Below are 16,584 nucleotides of genomic sequence, written 5' to 3'. Positions count from 1 at the left end.
TTCGACGGAATGGCAAAACGCATTGATTTAGTGGTTGTTCTCTTAATTTAGAAATTGGGCTCTCGATTTTCGTTGATATCAGCTATTGGTGTAAGCGTTCCATACCGCAACGATGCGAACCTAGCCAGTCGATTACAGGCTCCATCATAATCCAAAAGCCAGGGGTCATCCCGATCCGTTGCTCTGGCTCCCCGAAGTTTCAGGGCGTGCAGTTCCATGGTGTGTTCATCGGCTGAACCATCTTCGTATTGAAGTCCATATTTGAAAGGACGAAATAGAAACAGAACCGCGTTCCCGTCCTGCTCCAGCTGGCTGGTTTCTTTCAGGTCTGACAACTGGGGGCGTTTGTCGAATTCTTTTCGCTTTTCCCAATCACGGCTCATTTGCGAAACGGCAACGATAACGATACCTAATTCCCGGGCTAAATTCTTCAAGGCTCGACTCATAGCGGATACCCGGTCCCGCGCGTTAGGATACCGTGGATCCTCAACCAGCTGGATGTAATCGATGACAACCATCTTGACCTTTTTTCGCCGAACCCATTCCCGGATGATATACTGAAGCTCGATCGATTCAACGGGCTTATCATGAATGTGCAGGGGCATGTCCACTAACCGACCCGTACGTTGATAAAGCGTGCTCACATCGACTGACATTGCTCGATTCAATTCCGAATTAGAGTAATCCGTTTCAGCGGCTATCAACCGGGCCATGTACTCGGCTCCGCTCATTTCAAGCGTAACGACTCCAATCGGGTTCTTCTCGATCAGACATTGATGACGAATGGCGTGAATCATAAACCCGGTTTTTCCCATGCCCGTACCAGCGGCCAGGACGATATAATTGCCGGGAGCAAACCCGCCCGTTCGTTCGTCGAGTTCTTTGACGTCGAAAAGAATCCCTTTTTTACGGCCGTCCTGTTTTTCGATGATATCGGTGAAGACTTCATTCATGTAGTCGTTCGCCGTTTTTTCCTGCATCGACGCAAGATTTCCCAAAATCGAATCAATATTCCCGGCCAGCGTACTGAGCAGCTTAAGCGGATCCGTATCGGCCTCCAATGACAAGCGCCGTAAGTCGGCACCGTATGATGCCAGGTACCGTTTGATGGCCAGCTGGAATAATAAATTACAATGCCTGTAAATTGAATTAAGATTGCCCTGGCCGGTTAATTCAGTTAGAAATACAGCATCGATTGTTTCCTCTGCCTTGTTGGCCCGAAGCCACCGGTTGATGATTACCAGATCAATCGGTTCCCCCTCCTGATAGAGCGATACAATCGCTTGGTACACGGCCTGATGCTGCCGGTTGTAAAATACCACCGGTTTCTTGATGTATTGAACCATCGTACTGGCCAACTTGGGAAAATTGATGACTGAACCCAGGACCATGGCTTCCAGTGGCTCGTCGACGTTGACCAGGTGATTGGCCATTAATTCGTGATTCATCGCGTTTGACCCGGTGCAGTGGGACGTTTAGTCGTTGATTGCTTGACCTGTTTCTGTCCGGTTAAGGTAGCTTGCCACTCCAGCCACAGTTCGTCGGTGCTCGGCAGCGTACCACGTTTGGGAAAAACGACACCCTGCCAATTGTTTTCGATGGCTTCATTCATCTGCTGGACACAAAATGCCTCATCGTATTTGGCCAGTTTGTCAAGCGACTTTTGAAGTGCCTCGGCTGACTTGCCTTTCCATTTCGGCTGACCGATTAGCTGTGACCAGACCAGTTTGAACGCATCGGTAGCAAAGGATGGAAAGGAAAAATCAACAACACCCTTATTTGTTTTCTTTGTTTTATTAGTTTGTATAGTTTTTACTGTTTTAGTTGTCCGCACTTCATCCGTAGCACTTCCGTTCGACATCCGTTCATCTTCCGCATCACTTCCGTACATCTTCCGTAAATATGCGATAGCCAGCTTTATTTTGGTTACACTTCCCTGAGACCGGGAAATGATCTCAATGATACCCCATTCAGCCAGGTCATCAATACAGTTTTTAAGTGTCTTGTCCGAGCCAATAAAGGAGCGGTCCATCGTATACTTAGTCGGCAAATCCATCAATTCGCGATTCGGCGAATAGGTCTGAACTTGATTCCTCAATTCGCATATCCATGTATAAAGCGCTAGATGATTGCCTGTGCATTTTAATTGCATAGCCTCATTTTCGTCGCTTATCATCCAGAAGACTTTTGTTAGCTCGTAGCCAGTCATAATTTAAGTGGTGAGTCAGTACGGGTAAACGTGACAACCCAGACCCAGGGGTTGCGGTCGTAGAACTCACGGCCATAGACAGCCATGAACCATTGCTTAAAGGCAACTGTCGAGCCCAGACAAAAGAAATTGCCATCCGCGTAATGATTGACGTACGCGGGAGCAAACCCGGCAATATTACACGCCGGTAATGGGGTTGGCCCTTCACACAAAGCGCCGGGCTTATCGATCGACTGGGCCCGCTCGATACCGACATCGGTAACCTTGAGCCACAAACGGGCGACCTTCTTTGGCATTGTATTCGGCGGCTGCCAGGGTTTGTTTTTATGCTGATCCGAGAAGATACCAGGCATGGTGGTGGCCTTTAGAATCAGATCCTGACTGGTAGCACCGATCGTGCTCCACTCTTCCTGAACGTATAAAAGGTCACCCCGTTTGCCGTAGGGACAATGCACTTCGGGATACTTTCGAACAGCCTCTTTACTGGTCGATTGCTCGAACGGTGGATGGTATACGTAGAACTCAAAACCTTTACGGTATTGACTGGGTGGATAAAAATCCGTCAGGTGCTTAGCCGGTTGTGGATCGAGTGGGACGCGTAACTGCGTAGCCCGCCCGTCCAGAATCGACTCAAGCTTATGTGGTGGCAAAACGATAGGCAGATGCTTCATTGATCACCGTTAAATTTGATTGGTTTAGGTAAAAAGGTCCGTAGCAATGAACTACGGACCGGTGATTTATCGATGTTGAATGATTTCGTGTACGGTTTTCACAGCCTCAATTTCAGTTTGTGCCATTTTAATGATCATATTGACTGAATTATTGATGACCTGCGCCTGGGCAACGTAAGCACTGTCCTGTTTGACCTTGGTAATGTTCTCCATCACGATATCGGCCAGACTGGTAAACCGCTGCGTCATTTCGATCTTTGGTACTTCGAACGTCTCCTGCGGTATACGGGCCGGGTATACTTCCTGCTCATCCTCTTCACAGGGAAGAAAGTCATCCAGCAACTTAATTAACTCGGAGACGGGGCGGGTGATCCACTGCCGATCGGTAGCGACCGTGCAGTAGTCTCCGTCGAAGTTATAGGTGATTATAACCGTCGGGAACGTTTTGTATAAGAAGGTTTGGCCTTTCATGGATTGAAGGCGTTCTTCGAGACGAATGGTTACTGCTTTCATGCTTTTAGGGTGCGGTTTAATACGTACTGTTTTCTTTTCAGATCAATCAACTCGGGGTATCTTAACAGCTCTTGCTGCAACTCAAGCTTTGAAGAAGCCAGATACCGGGCTATCTGCCGATCGGTAAAGCTCGTAGGGGTTTGCGTAATTTGAGATCGGTTCTCGTCGGTTCGATGTAACCCCAGACCACGCGCTTTATGGTATATACTTACTTTGGTACGGCCCAACTCCTTGCCAATCTGGTTAAGCGTTTTGGTATAGAAATTCGCTTTTATATAAGCTATTTCCTGTGCCGTGTACGAACCGACCTTTGCCAACGCCCGATCGTCGGCATGCCGAAGTTTAAGCAAACGTTCGACGGTGGCACCATATGTAAAGCCTAGCTCCTTGGCAATCAATTTGATTGGCTGGGTCTTACTTTGCTCCAGCAGGTAAGCTTCCTGCTCGGGAGTCCATCTGTACGATTTCCGGCCGTTCTTGTGGTAGCTGTGCAAGCCTAACGCGTACCGTTTAGCCTTAACTGCTCCTTTTGCGAGACCGATTTCGGTAGCTATCTGAACGTCGGTACGGTGCTGATAATTTTCTACCAGGTAAGTAAGGCGCTCTTCTGTCCATTTTATTTTTTTCATAACGCAGGCTGGCTAAGGAGTTTTTGGATCTGTTGATTTTTAACCGACTGGTAGGGTAGGCCCAACGCCCTGATCTCATCGAGGCCGGAGAAGTTTTTACTCTGATTGACCAGATCCAGTAAGTCCGGATGTTGAAAGCAGTTGCCAACAATGATTTCAGTAACCCGGATCTCATTGAAGGGATTGAAATCGTCTTCATCCTTACCGAATCCGGAGCGCAAACCAAACGAACCATCCTGAAATTCGGCTACATAGTAACAGGCGTAGCTTTCACTGTGATCCTCATTCTGATAGTGATACAGCACGATATCGCCTTCATACAAGTCCGTTTGTTCACGATCCCGTTTACCCGTATTCTGAACCAGCTCACATTCCGACATCGGCAATACCGTTCCGTCCAGTAGGGCTATTGATTCTGCCGTCAGCGCGACTAGTTCATGAAAATACATCCGACGCGATGGAGCGTGCCAAACGCGAAACTTCTTTATTGATCGCATGGCTAGGAATTGGTTTGGCTGGATTTAATCTGATGAACACGCGCCGTGATAAGACTATGCGCTTCGACGAGCGCATAGTCGCTGGTGAAGCTTAGTACTGATCCGTTCGGTAAGAGCGTATAGACCACTACGTGCTGATCAATGCCGTGGCGTTTCATGAGTGCTGACAGTTCGGTAGTAAACTGACTAATGGCTGATGGTGGGCTGTTCAGGACAGAATTTGGATCCCAGTGAATACCATCCGTTTTGATGACTTCAGAATTTGACATACCTTTATGATGTAAAATATGAACTGCACTAGCCCCGGCACCTTGCTCGGGGTTTTGTCTTTTATGGCGAATGAGTCTTACCGGTACTTCGGCATATCGGGCATGATACCGCCGGTTTCTTTCGCGGTGATCACGTTACTGATGCCCTCGTCGATTATCTCCAGCTGCTGCTGATCGACGTATTCCCCTTCCAGCATCTTACCATCCTTTGCCGGAGGTTTCAGACAGTACTGCACGCAGCCATTGATGTACTCACATTTAACAATGGCAATGCCTTCGAAGCCGGTGACCTTGCAACGGAGCTTTTGACCTAACTTAAACATAGACCTGGATTGGTTAGAATTGATAGGCTTGCTCAGAGCCCAGACTAAGAGCAGCAAAACAAACACAATAAAAAGAAGACCTTCCATGAAGTCAGTTGAACCATGACCACCAGAGTGGTGACCAGAATAGGAGCGTGCCGAGTAATATGACCAACAAAAAGAAGTGGCCAGGGTAGCGGTTAAACCAGCCCTTCAGCCCGTAGCGTAGGGCTTTCATTTTGGATTGACGGTTGACTTGTAACCCAAACCGTTTGCGTACATACTGATGGCATTTTCAATGGTAATGCCTTTGTTTCTGGCTAACCGGAGTATTCGACGGTTATGATTCGCGTCTCCCTTTGGAAGAAGTGCATGTTTGGCCAGCTCCCGTTTGGCTGCCTTCGTGGATTTACCGCTCATTTGATTCCGTGTTTAGCTTTTAGTTTTCGGACTGCTTTATCCCGATCAGCCATGTGCTTTGCCATAATGCGGTCAATGAGAACCCGCCGGTTATCGAAGGTGGCAAACTTTTTGGGTGGTGGCTTAGGATCGGATTGACCACCCTTGATGATTGTGAAGGGGTGTGACATTATGCTTGAACCGGCTTGGGTCTCCAGTCTTCCATCCATTCACATTCCTGTTCAGTGGCAACGCAGGCACCATTACACTTTTTAATAAAGGTGTCAGGGTGTATCCGGTGGAAGGCAGCAAAGTCAGCTTTGGCAATTTGTCGTAGGTTAGGTGAAACCCCTTTGTAAGCTCTTTTTAACCGTTCGTTCAATGTTTCCCCCGTTCGTGTGCCCTTTACTTGTTCTGTGCTCATATCGTGCTAGATTTGTGCCGTTATCATGCCACAAATATGTACAAGTTGTACATATTGTACAAATCTATTTTGTAAAAAAATTTACAATATGTACATATTATGTATAAAGTCTTGATATTCAATGCGTATTGATGAGAAAAAACTACAGGAAATAATAGACTTAGGATGGACTAAGAGTGGGTTTGCTAAAGAGGCTCAGATGAGCCGTGTTACCCTAGATCTTATATTGAAGTTTGGAGTCATTAATAGAACTAAGCACTGGACAGGAATACAAAAGGCCTTAAAGCTTAAGCCTGAATACCTTTCAAATCCCAATGATTTAATACTATCGAGAGATGACGACGCGGTGCCTCGTACTGGCAACGCTGTACGTGATTATATAACCAGAGTCGGAAATGAGGCCATACCGGTTGATCTGGTTGATGAAACGGAGATAACGAAAAATCAATCCGACAATGAGTATCGGGATTTAGATAATGGAATGGTCTTGATGTCCATGCCCTTGGTTCCTGAGTATGCGTATGCTAGCTACGCTCGTGGATGGAAAGATCCTGAGTATGTAGTTGAATTGCCCAGATATAATATCGTTTTACCGAAAAATGAAAAAGGTAGATTCAGGGCATTTGAAGTGTGGGGAGATAGTATGGATGATAGGAGTCGTGACGCAATTTGTCATGGAGATATAGCCATTGGTCGGTTTGTCGAGCCTGATCTTTGGAGACACAAGCTATTTATAAACGGTGGAACTGATTATGTAATCGTAACCCATGATGGCCTGATCATTAAGCGGGTTATAAAACACGACATTCAGGAGGGTATAATAACCTGTGCATCGGTCAATCCTGATAAGAATGAATATCCAGATTTCCAGGTAAGTCTTAGTGAAGTGTATGAGCTGTACTACATTAGGAAAATAGATCGGGACTGGAATCGCAGATAGTTTTATCAATACCTAACCACACCTAAACGCTTTGTCAATGGCTGAGGAAATACCCAACGATTCTTCGTTCGATTTATCGAAAATCACCACATCAGATGTGCTTTCTACACTTGATGGCATACCCTTGCCACCGACCATAAAGAAAAGCCTATGGAAATCAGTTGGGAGTTTAATAACAGGTTTGGTAGAATGGCCAGTAGCTTATTTAGAAGCAAAGACAGAGGCATTAAGAGGAGAGACGGCGGCCTTGAGCCTAATCAGACAAACGGCATCACAGGCAGTGGCCAATGAATTCGGCCAAGATAAGGGACTTATTGACCGGTCTGTTAATTATTATGGTTCAAAGCTTCTGAAAGAGCAAATCAACCGGGAAAGTATCACTAAAAAGGCAATCGAAGAGTTAACAGAAAATCCGCCCGAAAAAGATTCAACGGAAGAGATTGACTCTGATTGGCTTGATATGTTTTCTCGGATCGCTGAGACAAAGTCTAATGAGGACGTTCAGCTTTTTCTGTCAAAAATACTCGCTGGCGAAATTAGAAATCCAGGAACATTTAGCCCTAGGACAATTCAGACGCTTTCACTCCTTGACCGTAAAACGGCAGAAATATTTCAAGCATTTTGTAATGTCAGCTTCAATATACCAAGTTTAAGCGATAATATGACATTTGTTATCTGGGATCCATTTGATAAGCCCGGTATGAATGGCTTAAAGGAAATAGGTTTATCTTATGAAAACTTAACTCAACTTCAGGATTATGGGGTGGTTCAGTACGAGTTTGATTCAACTCTAAAATTTCCACTAAAGACTTTAGAACTGCCAATAATAGTAGGTAATACAAATTTAAGATTTAAGACTACTGAAGAACTACCCGAAGAGACTTTAAACTTCAATATTTTAAATTTTTCACAAGTAGGAATTGAACTAAGAAAAGTATTACATATTACAAGCAATCCTATTTATAATGAAAAATTTATCGAATGGATTATAGGTAGATTTAAATTAATACAAGTTGCGGAATAATATAATTAGTAATAAATCAATATTGCTGAAGTACTATAAGTATTAGTTTGCTAAAAAGTAAATTTTTGATTCGTATTTAAAGATGTTCTCAGACCACATAGATTATTATTATCAGGCCGTAAAGCCAAATTTTGAAGAGTATTTCGAGTTGTCAAAAACAATAAATGAAGTAGGAGGTAACCAACTTCCTGATGCTGCAATGAAATCTGCAGGTAGTTTATTCCATTTTAGAGATCATCTATTGAGCCTTTATGGAGATAGTTTTAGTAGAAAATATGTAGCATCATTGTGTAGTGACTTTGACATAGTAGGTGATGTATATAATTCTACAAAGCATAAGGAAATTTCAAGAAAAGAAAGATTAATACAAGGTTCAACTAGCATTCTTAAAGGATTTTTTGTGAGCCGTTTTAAGGATGAAATGGGGATCTATCAGGTTCATAGACCAGCGGTCTTGATTAAACCCTTAAAAGGGAAAGAGTTTGATTTTCTAAAGCCTGTAACAAATGTTTATAATTTTTGGACAAAGTTTATGTACGATAAAGGACTTCTTGAAAAAGTAGATTATTACACTTTTGAAGGCGACAGTCCAGTATCAAGGCAATCAGTTCCTAAAAGTTTAGATGGTATGAAAACTGAAATGCCAAGGTACAAGAAAGCCGAGGATTTGTTATTAATTATAAGGACGTATGATTACATAAATAATAAATTTATTTATGAATAAACTGAATGAAAAAATCTTTTGTGATAATTGATAATCTTTTAGTTCTATTAATTTTTAATCTTAAACTATATGGGATTTCGCTACCGACCTCGTTTCAAAATAGGCAATGCAACAATAAGTAAATCTGGAATTTCTTTCGGTACTGGCATAGCCGGTTTATCGTATAAAGTTGATACTAGTAAGGATACACATGCCAGCGGTACCACGGCTCCAGATCGCCCATCCATTACGGATTCGGTGATTAATATCGTCATCTTCGTAGTTAGCATTCTTGTTATCAGCTGGATCTTAGCCATTCTGTTCAATCCAGAGTGGAAATTCTTAGTGCCATTTTTCTTTATTCCGGCCATAGTACGCCCATTGTTCCGGACAAAAGTCTATGGCAAAAAAAAAGTCTACTCCACCAAACAGGATGGTCGTTACAAAAGCGGGTCAAGGGTTACCGGATCCAGCTACGTAAAAGATAAATCGGCCGTCTATGAGCTAGAACCAAACGAACTGGCCATTGGTAGGGGCGAGGGTTTTGTGAAACTGCTCATCTTTGGCTGGCTCCTGTATTCGGCTTATCCGCAGTTCAAGGCGGACTCGACGAAGTATAGTTTTGTTCGGCCTCCCTTCCAGATAAAGAATCTTACGATCGGCATGCCAATAAGCAGCCTCAAGAAGGTAGAGAAGCATAAGCCCGATTTAACTACTGATTGGCGAATAACCTACCCTAAATCTATGTACGCGGGTGAAATTGGGGAGATGGCTTACGGAATTAAAGAAGGTAGCATTGATGAAATTGAATTCAGCAAGCAGGGTGATATGGAAGCATACTCCCGTTTATTGAAGTTACTCAATGCGAAATACGGGCCAACTCGGGACTCATCGGAGTCTGCTTCAACATGGGAGAATGATTCGCTACGCTTCTCTATTAGAAAATCTGGGGCTGATGTTACGGTAGAGCTAAAGCCTAATCCGTACTATACAAAAAAACGGTAGCCAACAATGTATAAAGATGCTGTCAATCATTACTTCAATGAAGTAATGCCGGCCTATGAGCAGTATGTCAAACTGGCTACGAATGAAATTAAAAGTAAGTTGATGTTAATTAGTCTAGCTCGTCAGTCATCGTACTTGCTTTTCAATTTTAGAGAGCAGCTAATACCCCCCTATAAGAAAGAAGAGTTTGATAGGAATTATATTGCATCCTTATGCCCAGACTACCACTGGATTGGGGATGTCGCAAATGCCTTTAAGCATAGAAGCATTGGTCGTAAAGATCGAATAATCGATGACGTATCTCAAATTGAGGAAACGCTTGTCAGAACCTGCTTCATCCCTGAAGACGCTACTCCAGCTAATCCATATTACAGTATCATAGATCGGCGTGTTTTGGTTGTACCAACGGATATAGCGCTTCCAATTCGGGATCTATTGGAAATACAGACTAACGTCATAAATTTTTGGTCTGACTTTCTAGTGAGCGAAAACCTCACAAAAGAGCGATTCATTTATAAATACAGAGGGGATCGAGTATTAACGTCACAGCAAGCCGATCAAATAGAATTGAATGCGCTCATACCGGTTTCTCCAGATGGGTACGCGTCATGGACTGAAATCACCCAATTTTATGACCCCGTTTCCAAATCATTTAAAAGATGGGGTTACAGCCAGTATGGTATAGTTATTCCTGAAGAGATTTCAGAGCGGGCAGCGAATGCCAAGTTCTATTATCGTATAGCTCCTAAATCGTAATCAAATTCATCAAATAGACGAAACATCTCGTCGATCTCAGCCTGGCTAAACTGAAGGGATCGTTCGCGCGTACTCGTTGAGCATTCATCGATGAAATGAACACCTTCCGTATTTGCCACGACTTGTATATACCGGGCTAGTATGGACTTATAGTCAAATTCTGATGCTACTGTCTGTCCTTCCATTTATCCGTAAAGATTAGACAAATGTCTGGGATTACCCAAGCAAGCTATAATTCATCGCCAATGTCACCACAATAAACTATATAAGACCGGACTAATGAATAGTGGGATTCCAAACGCTGAAGTAATGGTAGAATTAATGCTTAGTCCTTATTAATGGTTAAGGAAGATTTTAATAATCTGCACAAATCCAGCACAAATTCAGCACACACCTTGCACAAGACCGGCACATTCGCTTATTTTGCACTCCGATCAGTCAGACAATATCTGAGACATAAACTGAGACATTGATATAGAAAAGCACCCCTAATAACAAATCGTAACTACTTGTAAGTCAAGTAAATGAAAAAGAGACACAGAGAGGTGTCCGAGTGGTTGAAGGAGCACGCCTGGAAAGTGTGTATGCGGGCAACCGTATCAAGGGTTCGAATCCCTTTCTCTCTGCATGAAAGCATTTTAATTAATTGATAGTCAATTAATTAAAATGCTTTTTTTTGTGATGGTTACACAAATTGTATACATCGCAGTGCTTCGATCTTTAGCCTGATGGATGGTAAAGGGCTAGTTACACTTCTTTAATTCATAGCTGAAATTACCAATATCCGATTTTGTCCTTGTGCATTGAACGGATTTTGAATTCATTCTACGCTATGGCTACTACATTTAGTAGTCGCATTTTTCTAGTTGAGCTCACCTCATTGGACCAGCGAAGCCTTACACAAAACTGATTCTAAGCCAGACGCTCCAGCGCCTAAATGCCAACAATTAATATAGCCACATGTGCAAGATTAATGGCCTAAGGGTTAGTTATGGGTTGTCCGATCATTTTATGAGCCGAGTCTATTTCGCCAATGAATAAATTTAATTTAATAAAGTTGTCTATATACATAATATGTTAACTTATTGTTTATTATATTTAATAATAATTATTTTAGTTCTAACCTATATCCGCTTATCAATCATTACGACAGCAGTTAGCTAATCACTTAGCCAGTTAGAATTATAGATAAATTCATAAACACCTAGTTATTATGAAACATCATCTACCAGTTGCCGACAGCAAAAAGCTCTGTAAAACTGCGCCTTTCCAACTCATTTCGGAACCCTACATCCGGTTAATGCTCATCATTGGATTAGTTAGTATGACGAACTTGGCCTGGAGCCAGTGTTTTACTACCTTGACGAACCAACCCTGGATTTATGGCCCATCCGTGACCGTTGGTGACTTTAACGGGGATGGGATACCTGATCTGGCCGGTGGCCAAGGGGGAGACCATATTGCTGTTCAGCTAGGAAATCAAAATGGTGGTTTCGGTGCGGTTGCTTTTTATAGTGTAGGCGATCATTACACAACTTGGGCGGAAGCCGTAGGTGACTTCAACGGGGATGGCAAACTCGACATTGCGGTTGCCTGCTTTCATTCAGGTTCGTTGTCTATCTTACTTGGCGACGGCTTGGGCGGGTTTGGAACACCGACAATCATCCCCGTGGGTGCTTCCTTGACTTCGGTAGCGGTAACTGATTTTAACAAGGATGGCAAGTTAGACTTGGTAATGGCTGATTACGCATATAATCGCGTTTCAATGATGCTGGGTGATGGACGGGGTGGATTTAATGAGTTGACTTCGATTAACTTGGATGATCCTACTAGCCCAGTGCGTGCGGTGAGCGTAGGCGACTTCAACGTTGATGGCGAGATGGATCTGGCAATCGTGCGAACAAACTCGGTTTTTGTCTCGATTATGCTTGGTAAGGGGGCTCGACAGTTCGGTGCTGCTACTAACTATTTTATCGGCAGCGCCCCCATCAGCATTGGTGTAGGGGATTTCAACCTTGATGGGAAGCAGGATCTGGCAGTAGGTCTATACTGGACACAATCGGTATCAGTTGCACTGGGCAATGGTGTGGGCGGTTTTAAAACGCCTACCCTTATTCCGGCATCCGCAGGAAGCGTATCGGTGTATGATCTGAATGCCGATGGTCGCCCTGATCTGACTACGTCCGGCGTCACGATGTTAGTCAACTGTACGGGCGTAACCAATACACCACCCCAACCGGTGGTCAATCTGACACAGGTAGCCACAGTAGACACTGCTTTTTCTTATACGGTCAATGCGTTTATCGACCAACAGACACCGAACCATTTAACGTACACCGCCAGCATCCAGCCCGCCAACGGCTTCGTCTTTGATGCTGCCACTCGAACCATAATAGGTACTCCCATTTCAAGTGGCGTGAGCAGCGTCACGATTACAGCAACGGATCCGGGCGGACTCTCGGCCAGCACTAGCTTTAGCATTACCGCTAGCCCAGCTTCTACTACCGGCCTAAGTATCGCTGGGGTTACCGGCGTGAGCTGTCTGACGATCTCGGCCTCCAAACGGCAACTCATCTTCACCCCGTACTATAGTGGCCAGAAGGCGGAACCGATTACTTTCTGGGTTGCCAACGAGATGATGTCCACCACAGCTCCGGGGCCCTATAGCCTGCAACTCTACACGGATAACCCTACCATTACCCTGATGGCTCAACAGGGAGGTCAGCCAACTACCTACCGATTCGAGTGGCTGGCCAGTTGTGGCACTACGCCACTGCCACCCACCGGGTTTGCCATCACGGGGGTCACCCCGGTGAGCTGTCAGGCTGTTTCTACCAGTGAACACCTGGTTCGTTTTACTCCTCAGTACCGTACCCAGAGCAGTGAGCCGATCAGCTTCTCGGTGGCCAATGAGCTGATGGTAACTACGGCAGTGGGGCCTTACAACCTGCGCGTTTATGCGGACAATCCAGTTGTTACGCTATGGGCTCAGCAGGGCAACGAGTCGGCTACCTATCAGTATAATTGGCTGGCTGGTTGTCAAAACGGAGCCCGTCAAGGCAGTGAATCATCCGACACATTCCGCGTAATCGTATTGGGTAATCCTGTTATTGATCAGGTCGAGATTGAGGTGCAGGGAGCGGATCAGCAACCGTTATCGTTTCAGGTGCTCAGTGAACAGGGGCAACAGCAAAGTCAGTTGCATATTCAGCAGGCGAGAGCAGTAGAACGACATAGGTTGGCTCTTGGTAACCAGGCTGGCATATATTTATTACTCGTTACTACGCCTACGCAACACAAAACGCTTAAACTGGTTAAGCACTAAGTAGCTATCATTCGAGCGGGAAGCTGCTCAACGAACATAGTTTGATCAATAAAGTACATGATAGCCCAAAACGGCCCGACTCATAAGTCGGGCCGCTTTGGGCTATCATCGGGTGGAATGTTACCCACAGTACGGTTTCAATTAGTACCAAAATTCCTTACCAAGCTCAACCATGAAAAATCTAATCAAATCGGTTTTAGTAGCCAGTGCGCTAGTTCTCGGTAACGAAGCTTATGCCCAAGTTCGCCTGGGTATCAAAGCTGGTATAAACGCATCCACTATCCATATACCTGCACTTGAGTCAGGTGTCTCGGTTGAGCCGCAAGTCGCTTTTCAGGGGGGAGTCCTCCTTGATATGCCAATGACTAAGTCCTTCTCGTTACAGCCGGCACTGCTGATTAGTACAAAGGGCAGTAAAGTCAACTCCCTCTTAATTGATGGCAATTCCGGATCGGTCATTAGTCCAATTAACAACTCAATCAAACTGGTTTACGCTGAGATTCCGGTTTTAGCGTTATTTCGAGGTCGTATCAGTCAGTCAATTCGCTTCTATGGGGGAGTTGGCCCGTATGTAGGGATTGGTTTAGGGGGTAGGTTAAGCTCTTCCTACGCCCCCATCGCTGAGCGTGATGTGGTTTTTGGTTCCGGCGATATAGGCAATAATAGCTTTAGACGGGTTGATTATGGGGCCAGCGCGGCAGCTGGTATCGAACTTAAGCGGCTCTCGGTGGGGGTTAACTATAATTATGGCCTGGTTGATCTAGGAAGTGCTTTGATTAAATCGTACCATCGAACCCTGGGAATAACCGCTGGTTTTTGGTTGGCCAAGCCCCACTTATGATTGATTTGTTCGGAGAAACAGCTGGCAGATACTTCACCAAATCCAGTAAAGAGTCAACGGGTCAAAACACGATTTTAAAGTATGGTTTTGGTCTACTTATTAGCCGTTGTCAATAGCCTATCGATCGACTCTTTCGCTTTGTGATAGGGCGCTAATTGGTCCATTCCATTACCGGCAAACCCAAGCCAGGCTTGACGGATAATTCCTTGCTGATCGATGATGTAGGTGGTCGGATAGCCCATGACCTGAAAGGAGGAAGCTATGCTACTGGATTCGGCAATAATTTTGAAACTGAACGGATGCTGCTCAAAAAACGCAGGCTTTAGCGTGGCTACTCTGTCGGTTGCAAAACCGAGAAAGAGAACGTCTTTACCCTTGTATTCCTCCACCAGCTTATTCATCGCTGGCATCTCAGCGATGCAGGGGGCACAGCTTGTAAACCAAAAATTTACCACCAATATCTTCCCCGCTAACGAGTTGGTGTCGTACGATTCACCACGTAGCGTCTGAAAAGAGGACAGGGGTGCTTTCTGGCCTTTCACACAGTTGGCCCACTCGTCATAACTCTGTTGTAGCTTTTGAGCGTTGGGGTCGAAAAGCGGAACAAGCCCGGCTTGATTGGAGGTCTTGCTCGCCGTCAAGGCTTGCCTGGTTTTATGCAGGGTTTCCCCGCATTGTTTCAGGGTGTTGTTTTGCGCATACGAGATTGGGCTCCCTGCGAGAAGCAGGCAAACCAATGTAGATACCGATACCAGTACAGGAGTGCAGAGGCAGGAACGCATAGGATAGGGATTTACGTGAATTCGTATGCCGATAACGAAGCCATCGCGTATTTCTGTCAAGTAAGATCACATTAGCAAACGATTGTTTAGTAAGCGGTTACAGGCAATTAGTGTGGGTCTGATGGAAGGCCAGTTAGTGGGGCCGTTCTGCCTCTTACGTAACTAGGACGATACCCAGTATGGCTGATCGATCAGCAAATCACTTATCTGGTTTCGCTATCAATCCAGCACTCTAGCAGACTAAAGAGTAGCTAGTTTACTGATTGAGACAATATCAAATGGAGGGCTAGTTGTTTAGTGAAAATTAGCTGACAGCTATAACCGCCGTCACTAAGAGTCTAAGTGGTAGTAGAAGGGGCTAATACGTCAAAAAGAAGAGTTAATTGTCATTAAATTAGCTTATTCATAGTAGAAATAGGTATAATCAAAGTTTATGGGTAAACCATATGACTCACTACGATGAAGACCTATAGCGTATTGATTGCCCTCTTTACCACCGTGGTGCTACTTAGCGCCTGCAAAAAGGAGGAGCCTCAAAGCCAGCCTATTGCTAATGTACTAACGAACGGAGATTTTGAGGCCACGCCCTACCAGGACTGGACAACTAATCTGGGCAAAACCTCAACCACCAAGCCAAATACGTACTCCGTCTCGTACTCAACGGAAGCCGCTTCCTCGCCGTCCCATTCCATTAAGGTGATTTGTTCGGCGGCTCCCGATGATACCACCTACCAATTCATGCAGCAGGTGCTCTACATGGGCACTACACCTATTCCGGCAGGGGCCAAACTAACCATGAAGGTCAAAATCAAGACTGTCAACGTGCAGGGAAATGGAATCTCACTAGCCCTAGGGGGCAATTTAGGTGCCAGCGCCAATTATGCACCGGCTTTTTATACATCCACCGAGGGTAAAACGTCGATTGTAGGAACCCAGGAGTTTACGGAATATTCGTTAACTTTTGACAGCTTCCCGGCCAATATGTACAGTATGTACGTCCTGTTGTTTTTCCTGCCCAAAACGACGGGGACCGCTTATTATGATGACGTATCACTCCGGGTAAACTAAGGCGGGGTTTCAATGCTGGCCTACCAATGCGTTCAGATGACCGGTCAATTTTATCGGTTACCAACAGAAGCCTACGATGGCGTACTGTTGTCTGTTTCTGGTTCGTTAAAAGCATTGCAAAATGAATGGCAGGGGCGTCTACATAAGCCGATTCGTGAATGACTGCCCACTTCGACTTATACTCGTAAAGCACCTGACAGGGTAATCCATTCAGCACCAGCGGACAC

General features: G+C 44.9%; 19 protein-coding genes and 1 tRNA gene. 9 read left to right on the top strand and 11 right to left on the bottom strand.

Annotation, left to right across the window (positions count from 1 at the left end; genetic code table 11):
* Positions 1-47: 47 nt before the first annotated feature.
* From GK091_RS13665 to GK091_RS13620, 10 genes are all read right to left on the bottom strand, one after another.
* Positions 48-1,448, bottom strand: a complete 1,401-nt coding sequence (locus tag GK091_RS13665) for a replicative DNA helicase (protein ID WP_164038890.1) — start codon at positions 1,446-1,448, stop codon at positions 48-50.
* Positions 1,445-2,209 (bottom strand): hypothetical protein, encoded by a 765-nt coding sequence (locus tag GK091_RS13660; RefSeq protein WP_164038887.1) that lies wholly within the window; start codon positions 2,207-2,209, stop codon positions 1,445-1,447. The genes GK091_RS13665 and GK091_RS13660 overlap by 4 nt, the downstream gene beginning before the upstream one ends.
* The gene (locus GK091_RS13655) at positions 2,206-2,880 is read right to left on the bottom strand and encodes a hypothetical protein (RefSeq protein ID WP_164038885.1); all 675 of its coding nucleotides are present in this window, start codon (positions 2,878-2,880) and stop codon (positions 2,206-2,208) included. The genes GK091_RS13660 and GK091_RS13655 overlap by 4 nt, the downstream gene beginning before the upstream one ends.
* A gap of 66 nt (positions 2,881-2,946) precedes the next feature.
* Entirely contained in the window at positions 2,947-3,393 is a 447-nt protein-coding gene (locus tag GK091_RS13650; protein WP_164038882.1) for a hypothetical protein, read from the bottom strand.
* Complete coding sequence (locus GK091_RS13645) at positions 3,390-4,022, bottom strand: hypothetical protein (protein WP_164038878.1); 633 nt, start codon at positions 4,020-4,022, stop codon at positions 3,390-3,392. Before GK091_RS13645 ends, GK091_RS13650 begins: the two co-directional genes overlap by 4 nt.
* Complete coding sequence (locus tag GK091_RS13640; protein WP_164038875.1) at positions 4,019-4,519, bottom strand: YopX family protein; 501 nt, start codon at positions 4,517-4,519, stop codon at positions 4,019-4,021. Before GK091_RS13640 ends, GK091_RS13645 begins: the two co-directional genes overlap by 4 nt.
* A gap of 2 nt (positions 4,520-4,521) precedes the next feature.
* The gene (locus GK091_RS13635) at positions 4,522-4,788 is read right to left on the bottom strand and encodes a hypothetical protein (protein ID WP_164038872.1); all 267 of its coding nucleotides are present in this window, start codon (positions 4,786-4,788) and stop codon (positions 4,522-4,524) included.
* 77 nt (positions 4,789-4,865) lie between these two features.
* Positions 4,866-5,111 carry a hypothetical protein gene (locus tag GK091_RS13630; protein WP_164038870.1) on the bottom strand — a complete coding sequence of 82 codons (246 nt, stop codon included), beginning with the start codon at positions 5,109-5,111 and terminating at the stop codon, positions 4,866-4,868.
* A gap of 213 nt (positions 5,112-5,324) precedes the next feature.
* A complete protein-coding gene (locus GK091_RS13625) occupies positions 5,325-5,510 on the bottom strand; it encodes a hypothetical protein (RefSeq protein WP_164038867.1) in 186 nt (61 codons plus the stop codon).
* Positions 5,507-5,680, bottom strand: coding sequence for a hypothetical protein (locus GK091_RS13620; protein ID WP_164038864.1), 174 nt, complete (start codon positions 5,678-5,680; stop codon positions 5,507-5,509). The genes GK091_RS13625 and GK091_RS13620 overlap by 4 nt, the downstream gene beginning before the upstream one ends.
* A gap of 354 nt (positions 5,681-6,034) precedes the next feature.
* Between GK091_RS13620 and GK091_RS13615 the strand changes: the two genes are divergently transcribed.
* The 8 genes from GK091_RS13615 (at position 6,035) to GK091_RS13580 (ending at position 14,507) form a co-directional block, all read left to right on the top strand.
* On the top strand, positions 6,035-6,853 hold the full coding sequence (locus GK091_RS13615) for a S24 family peptidase (RefSeq protein ID WP_164038862.1): 819 nt from the start codon (positions 6,035-6,037) through the stop codon (positions 6,851-6,853).
* Positions 6,854-6,890: 37 nt separating this feature from the next.
* On the top strand, positions 6,891-7,877 hold the full coding sequence (locus GK091_RS13610) for a DUF2806 domain-containing protein (RefSeq protein ID WP_164038860.1): 987 nt from the start codon (positions 6,891-6,893) through the stop codon (positions 7,875-7,877).
* 82 nt (positions 7,878-7,959) lie between these two features.
* On the top strand, positions 7,960-8,601 hold the full coding sequence (locus GK091_RS13605) for a hypothetical protein (protein ID WP_164038858.1): 642 nt from the start codon (positions 7,960-7,962) through the stop codon (positions 8,599-8,601).
* 69 nt (positions 8,602-8,670) lie between these two features.
* Positions 8,671-9,585: a hypothetical protein gene (locus tag GK091_RS13600; RefSeq protein WP_164038856.1), complete on the top strand. Its 915-nt coding sequence runs from the start codon at positions 8,671-8,673 to the stop codon at positions 9,583-9,585.
* Positions 9,586-9,591: 6 nt separating this feature from the next.
* Entirely contained in the window at positions 9,592-10,341 is a 750-nt protein-coding gene (locus GK091_RS13595; protein ID WP_164038853.1) for a hypothetical protein, read from the top strand.
* 539 nt (positions 10,342-10,880) lie between these two features.
* Positions 10,881-10,967, top strand: a tRNA-Ser gene (locus GK091_RS13590).
* A 587-nt stretch (positions 10,968-11,554) separates the two neighbouring features.
* Positions 11,555-13,666: an FG-GAP-like repeat-containing protein gene (locus tag GK091_RS13585; protein WP_164038850.1), complete on the top strand. Its 2,112-nt coding sequence runs from the start codon at positions 11,555-11,557 to the stop codon at positions 13,664-13,666.
* A 172-nt stretch (positions 13,667-13,838) separates the two neighbouring features.
* Positions 13,839-14,507, top strand: coding sequence for a porin family protein (locus GK091_RS13580; protein WP_164038849.1), 669 nt, complete (start codon positions 13,839-13,841; stop codon positions 14,505-14,507).
* Between the two features lie 92 nt (positions 14,508-14,599).
* On the opposite strand, the gene GK091_RS13575 is transcribed toward GK091_RS13580, so the two are convergent.
* The gene (locus GK091_RS13575) at positions 14,600-15,289 is read right to left on the bottom strand and encodes a TlpA family protein disulfide reductase (protein ID WP_164038846.1); all 690 of its coding nucleotides are present in this window, start codon (positions 15,287-15,289) and stop codon (positions 14,600-14,602) included.
* A 459-nt stretch (positions 15,290-15,748) separates the two neighbouring features.
* Here GK091_RS13575 and GK091_RS13570 point away from each other — a divergent pair, with 459 nt between their 5' ends.
* Positions 15,749-16,357, top strand: coding sequence for a hypothetical protein (locus tag GK091_RS13570; protein ID WP_164038841.1), 609 nt, complete (start codon positions 15,749-15,751; stop codon positions 16,355-16,357).
* The last annotated feature ends 227 nt before the right edge of the window (positions 16,358-16,584 follow it).

It is taken from the genome of Spirosoma agri (genome assembly GCF_010747415.1).
Classification (GTDB): Bacteria; Bacteroidota; Bacteroidia; order Cytophagales; family Spirosomataceae; genus Spirosoma; species Spirosoma agri.
Note: the sequence above shows the minus strand (reverse complement) of the source record. Positions and strands in the feature narration are given on the sequence as shown.

Coding starts and splice junctions, on each gene's coding strand:
- GK091_RS13665 (WP_164038890.1), bottom strand. CDS start 1,448: ATGAATCACGAATTAATGGCCAATCACCTGGTCAACGTCGACGAGCCA.
- GK091_RS13660 (WP_164038887.1), bottom strand. CDS start 2,209: ATGACTGGCTACGAGCTAACAAAAGTCTTCTGGATGATAAGCGACGAA.
- GK091_RS13655 (WP_164038885.1), bottom strand. CDS start 2,880: ATGAAGCATCTGCCTATCGTTTTGCCACCACATAAGCTTGAGTCGATT.
- GK091_RS13650 (WP_164038882.1), bottom strand. CDS start 3,393: ATGAAAGCAGTAACCATTCGTCTCGAAGAACGCCTTCAATCCATGAAA.
- GK091_RS13645 (WP_164038878.1), bottom strand. CDS start 4,022: ATGAAAAAAATAAAATGGACAGAAGAGCGCCTTACTTACCTGGTAGAA.
- GK091_RS13640 (WP_164038875.1), bottom strand. CDS start 4,519: ATGCGATCAATAAAGAAGTTTCGCGTTTGGCACGCTCCATCGCGTCGG.
- GK091_RS13635 (WP_164038872.1), bottom strand. CDS start 4,788: ATGTCAAATTCTGAAGTCATCAAAACGGATGGTATTCACTGGGATCCA.
- GK091_RS13630 (WP_164038870.1), bottom strand. CDS start 5,111: ATGTTTAAGTTAGGTCAAAAGCTCCGTTGCAAGGTCACCGGCTTCGAA.
- GK091_RS13625 (WP_164038867.1), bottom strand. CDS start 5,510: ATGAGCGGTAAATCCACGAAGGCAGCCAAACGGGAGCTGGCCAAACAT.
- GK091_RS13620 (WP_164038864.1), bottom strand. CDS start 5,680: ATGTCACACCCCTTCACAATCATCAAGGGTGGTCAATCCGATCCTAAG.
- GK091_RS13615 (WP_164038862.1), top strand. CDS start 6,035: ATGCGTATTGATGAGAAAAAACTACAGGAAATAATAGACTTAGGATGG.
- GK091_RS13610 (WP_164038860.1), top strand. CDS start 6,891: ATGGCTGAGGAAATACCCAACGATTCTTCGTTCGATTTATCGAAAATC.
- GK091_RS13605 (WP_164038858.1), top strand. CDS start 7,960: ATGTTCTCAGACCACATAGATTATTATTATCAGGCCGTAAAGCCAAAT.
- GK091_RS13600 (WP_164038856.1), top strand. CDS start 8,671: ATGGGATTTCGCTACCGACCTCGTTTCAAAATAGGCAATGCAACAATA.
- GK091_RS13595 (WP_164038853.1), top strand. CDS start 9,592: ATGTATAAAGATGCTGTCAATCATTACTTCAATGAAGTAATGCCGGCC.
- GK091_RS13585 (WP_164038850.1), top strand. CDS start 11,555: ATGAAACATCATCTACCAGTTGCCGACAGCAAAAAGCTCTGTAAAACT.
- GK091_RS13580 (WP_164038849.1), top strand. CDS start 13,839: ATGAAAAATCTAATCAAATCGGTTTTAGTAGCCAGTGCGCTAGTTCTC.
- GK091_RS13575 (WP_164038846.1), bottom strand. CDS start 15,289: ATGCGTTCCTGCCTCTGCACTCCTGTACTGGTATCGGTATCTACATTG.
- GK091_RS13570 (WP_164038841.1), top strand. CDS start 15,749: ATGAAGACCTATAGCGTATTGATTGCCCTCTTTACCACCGTGGTGCTA.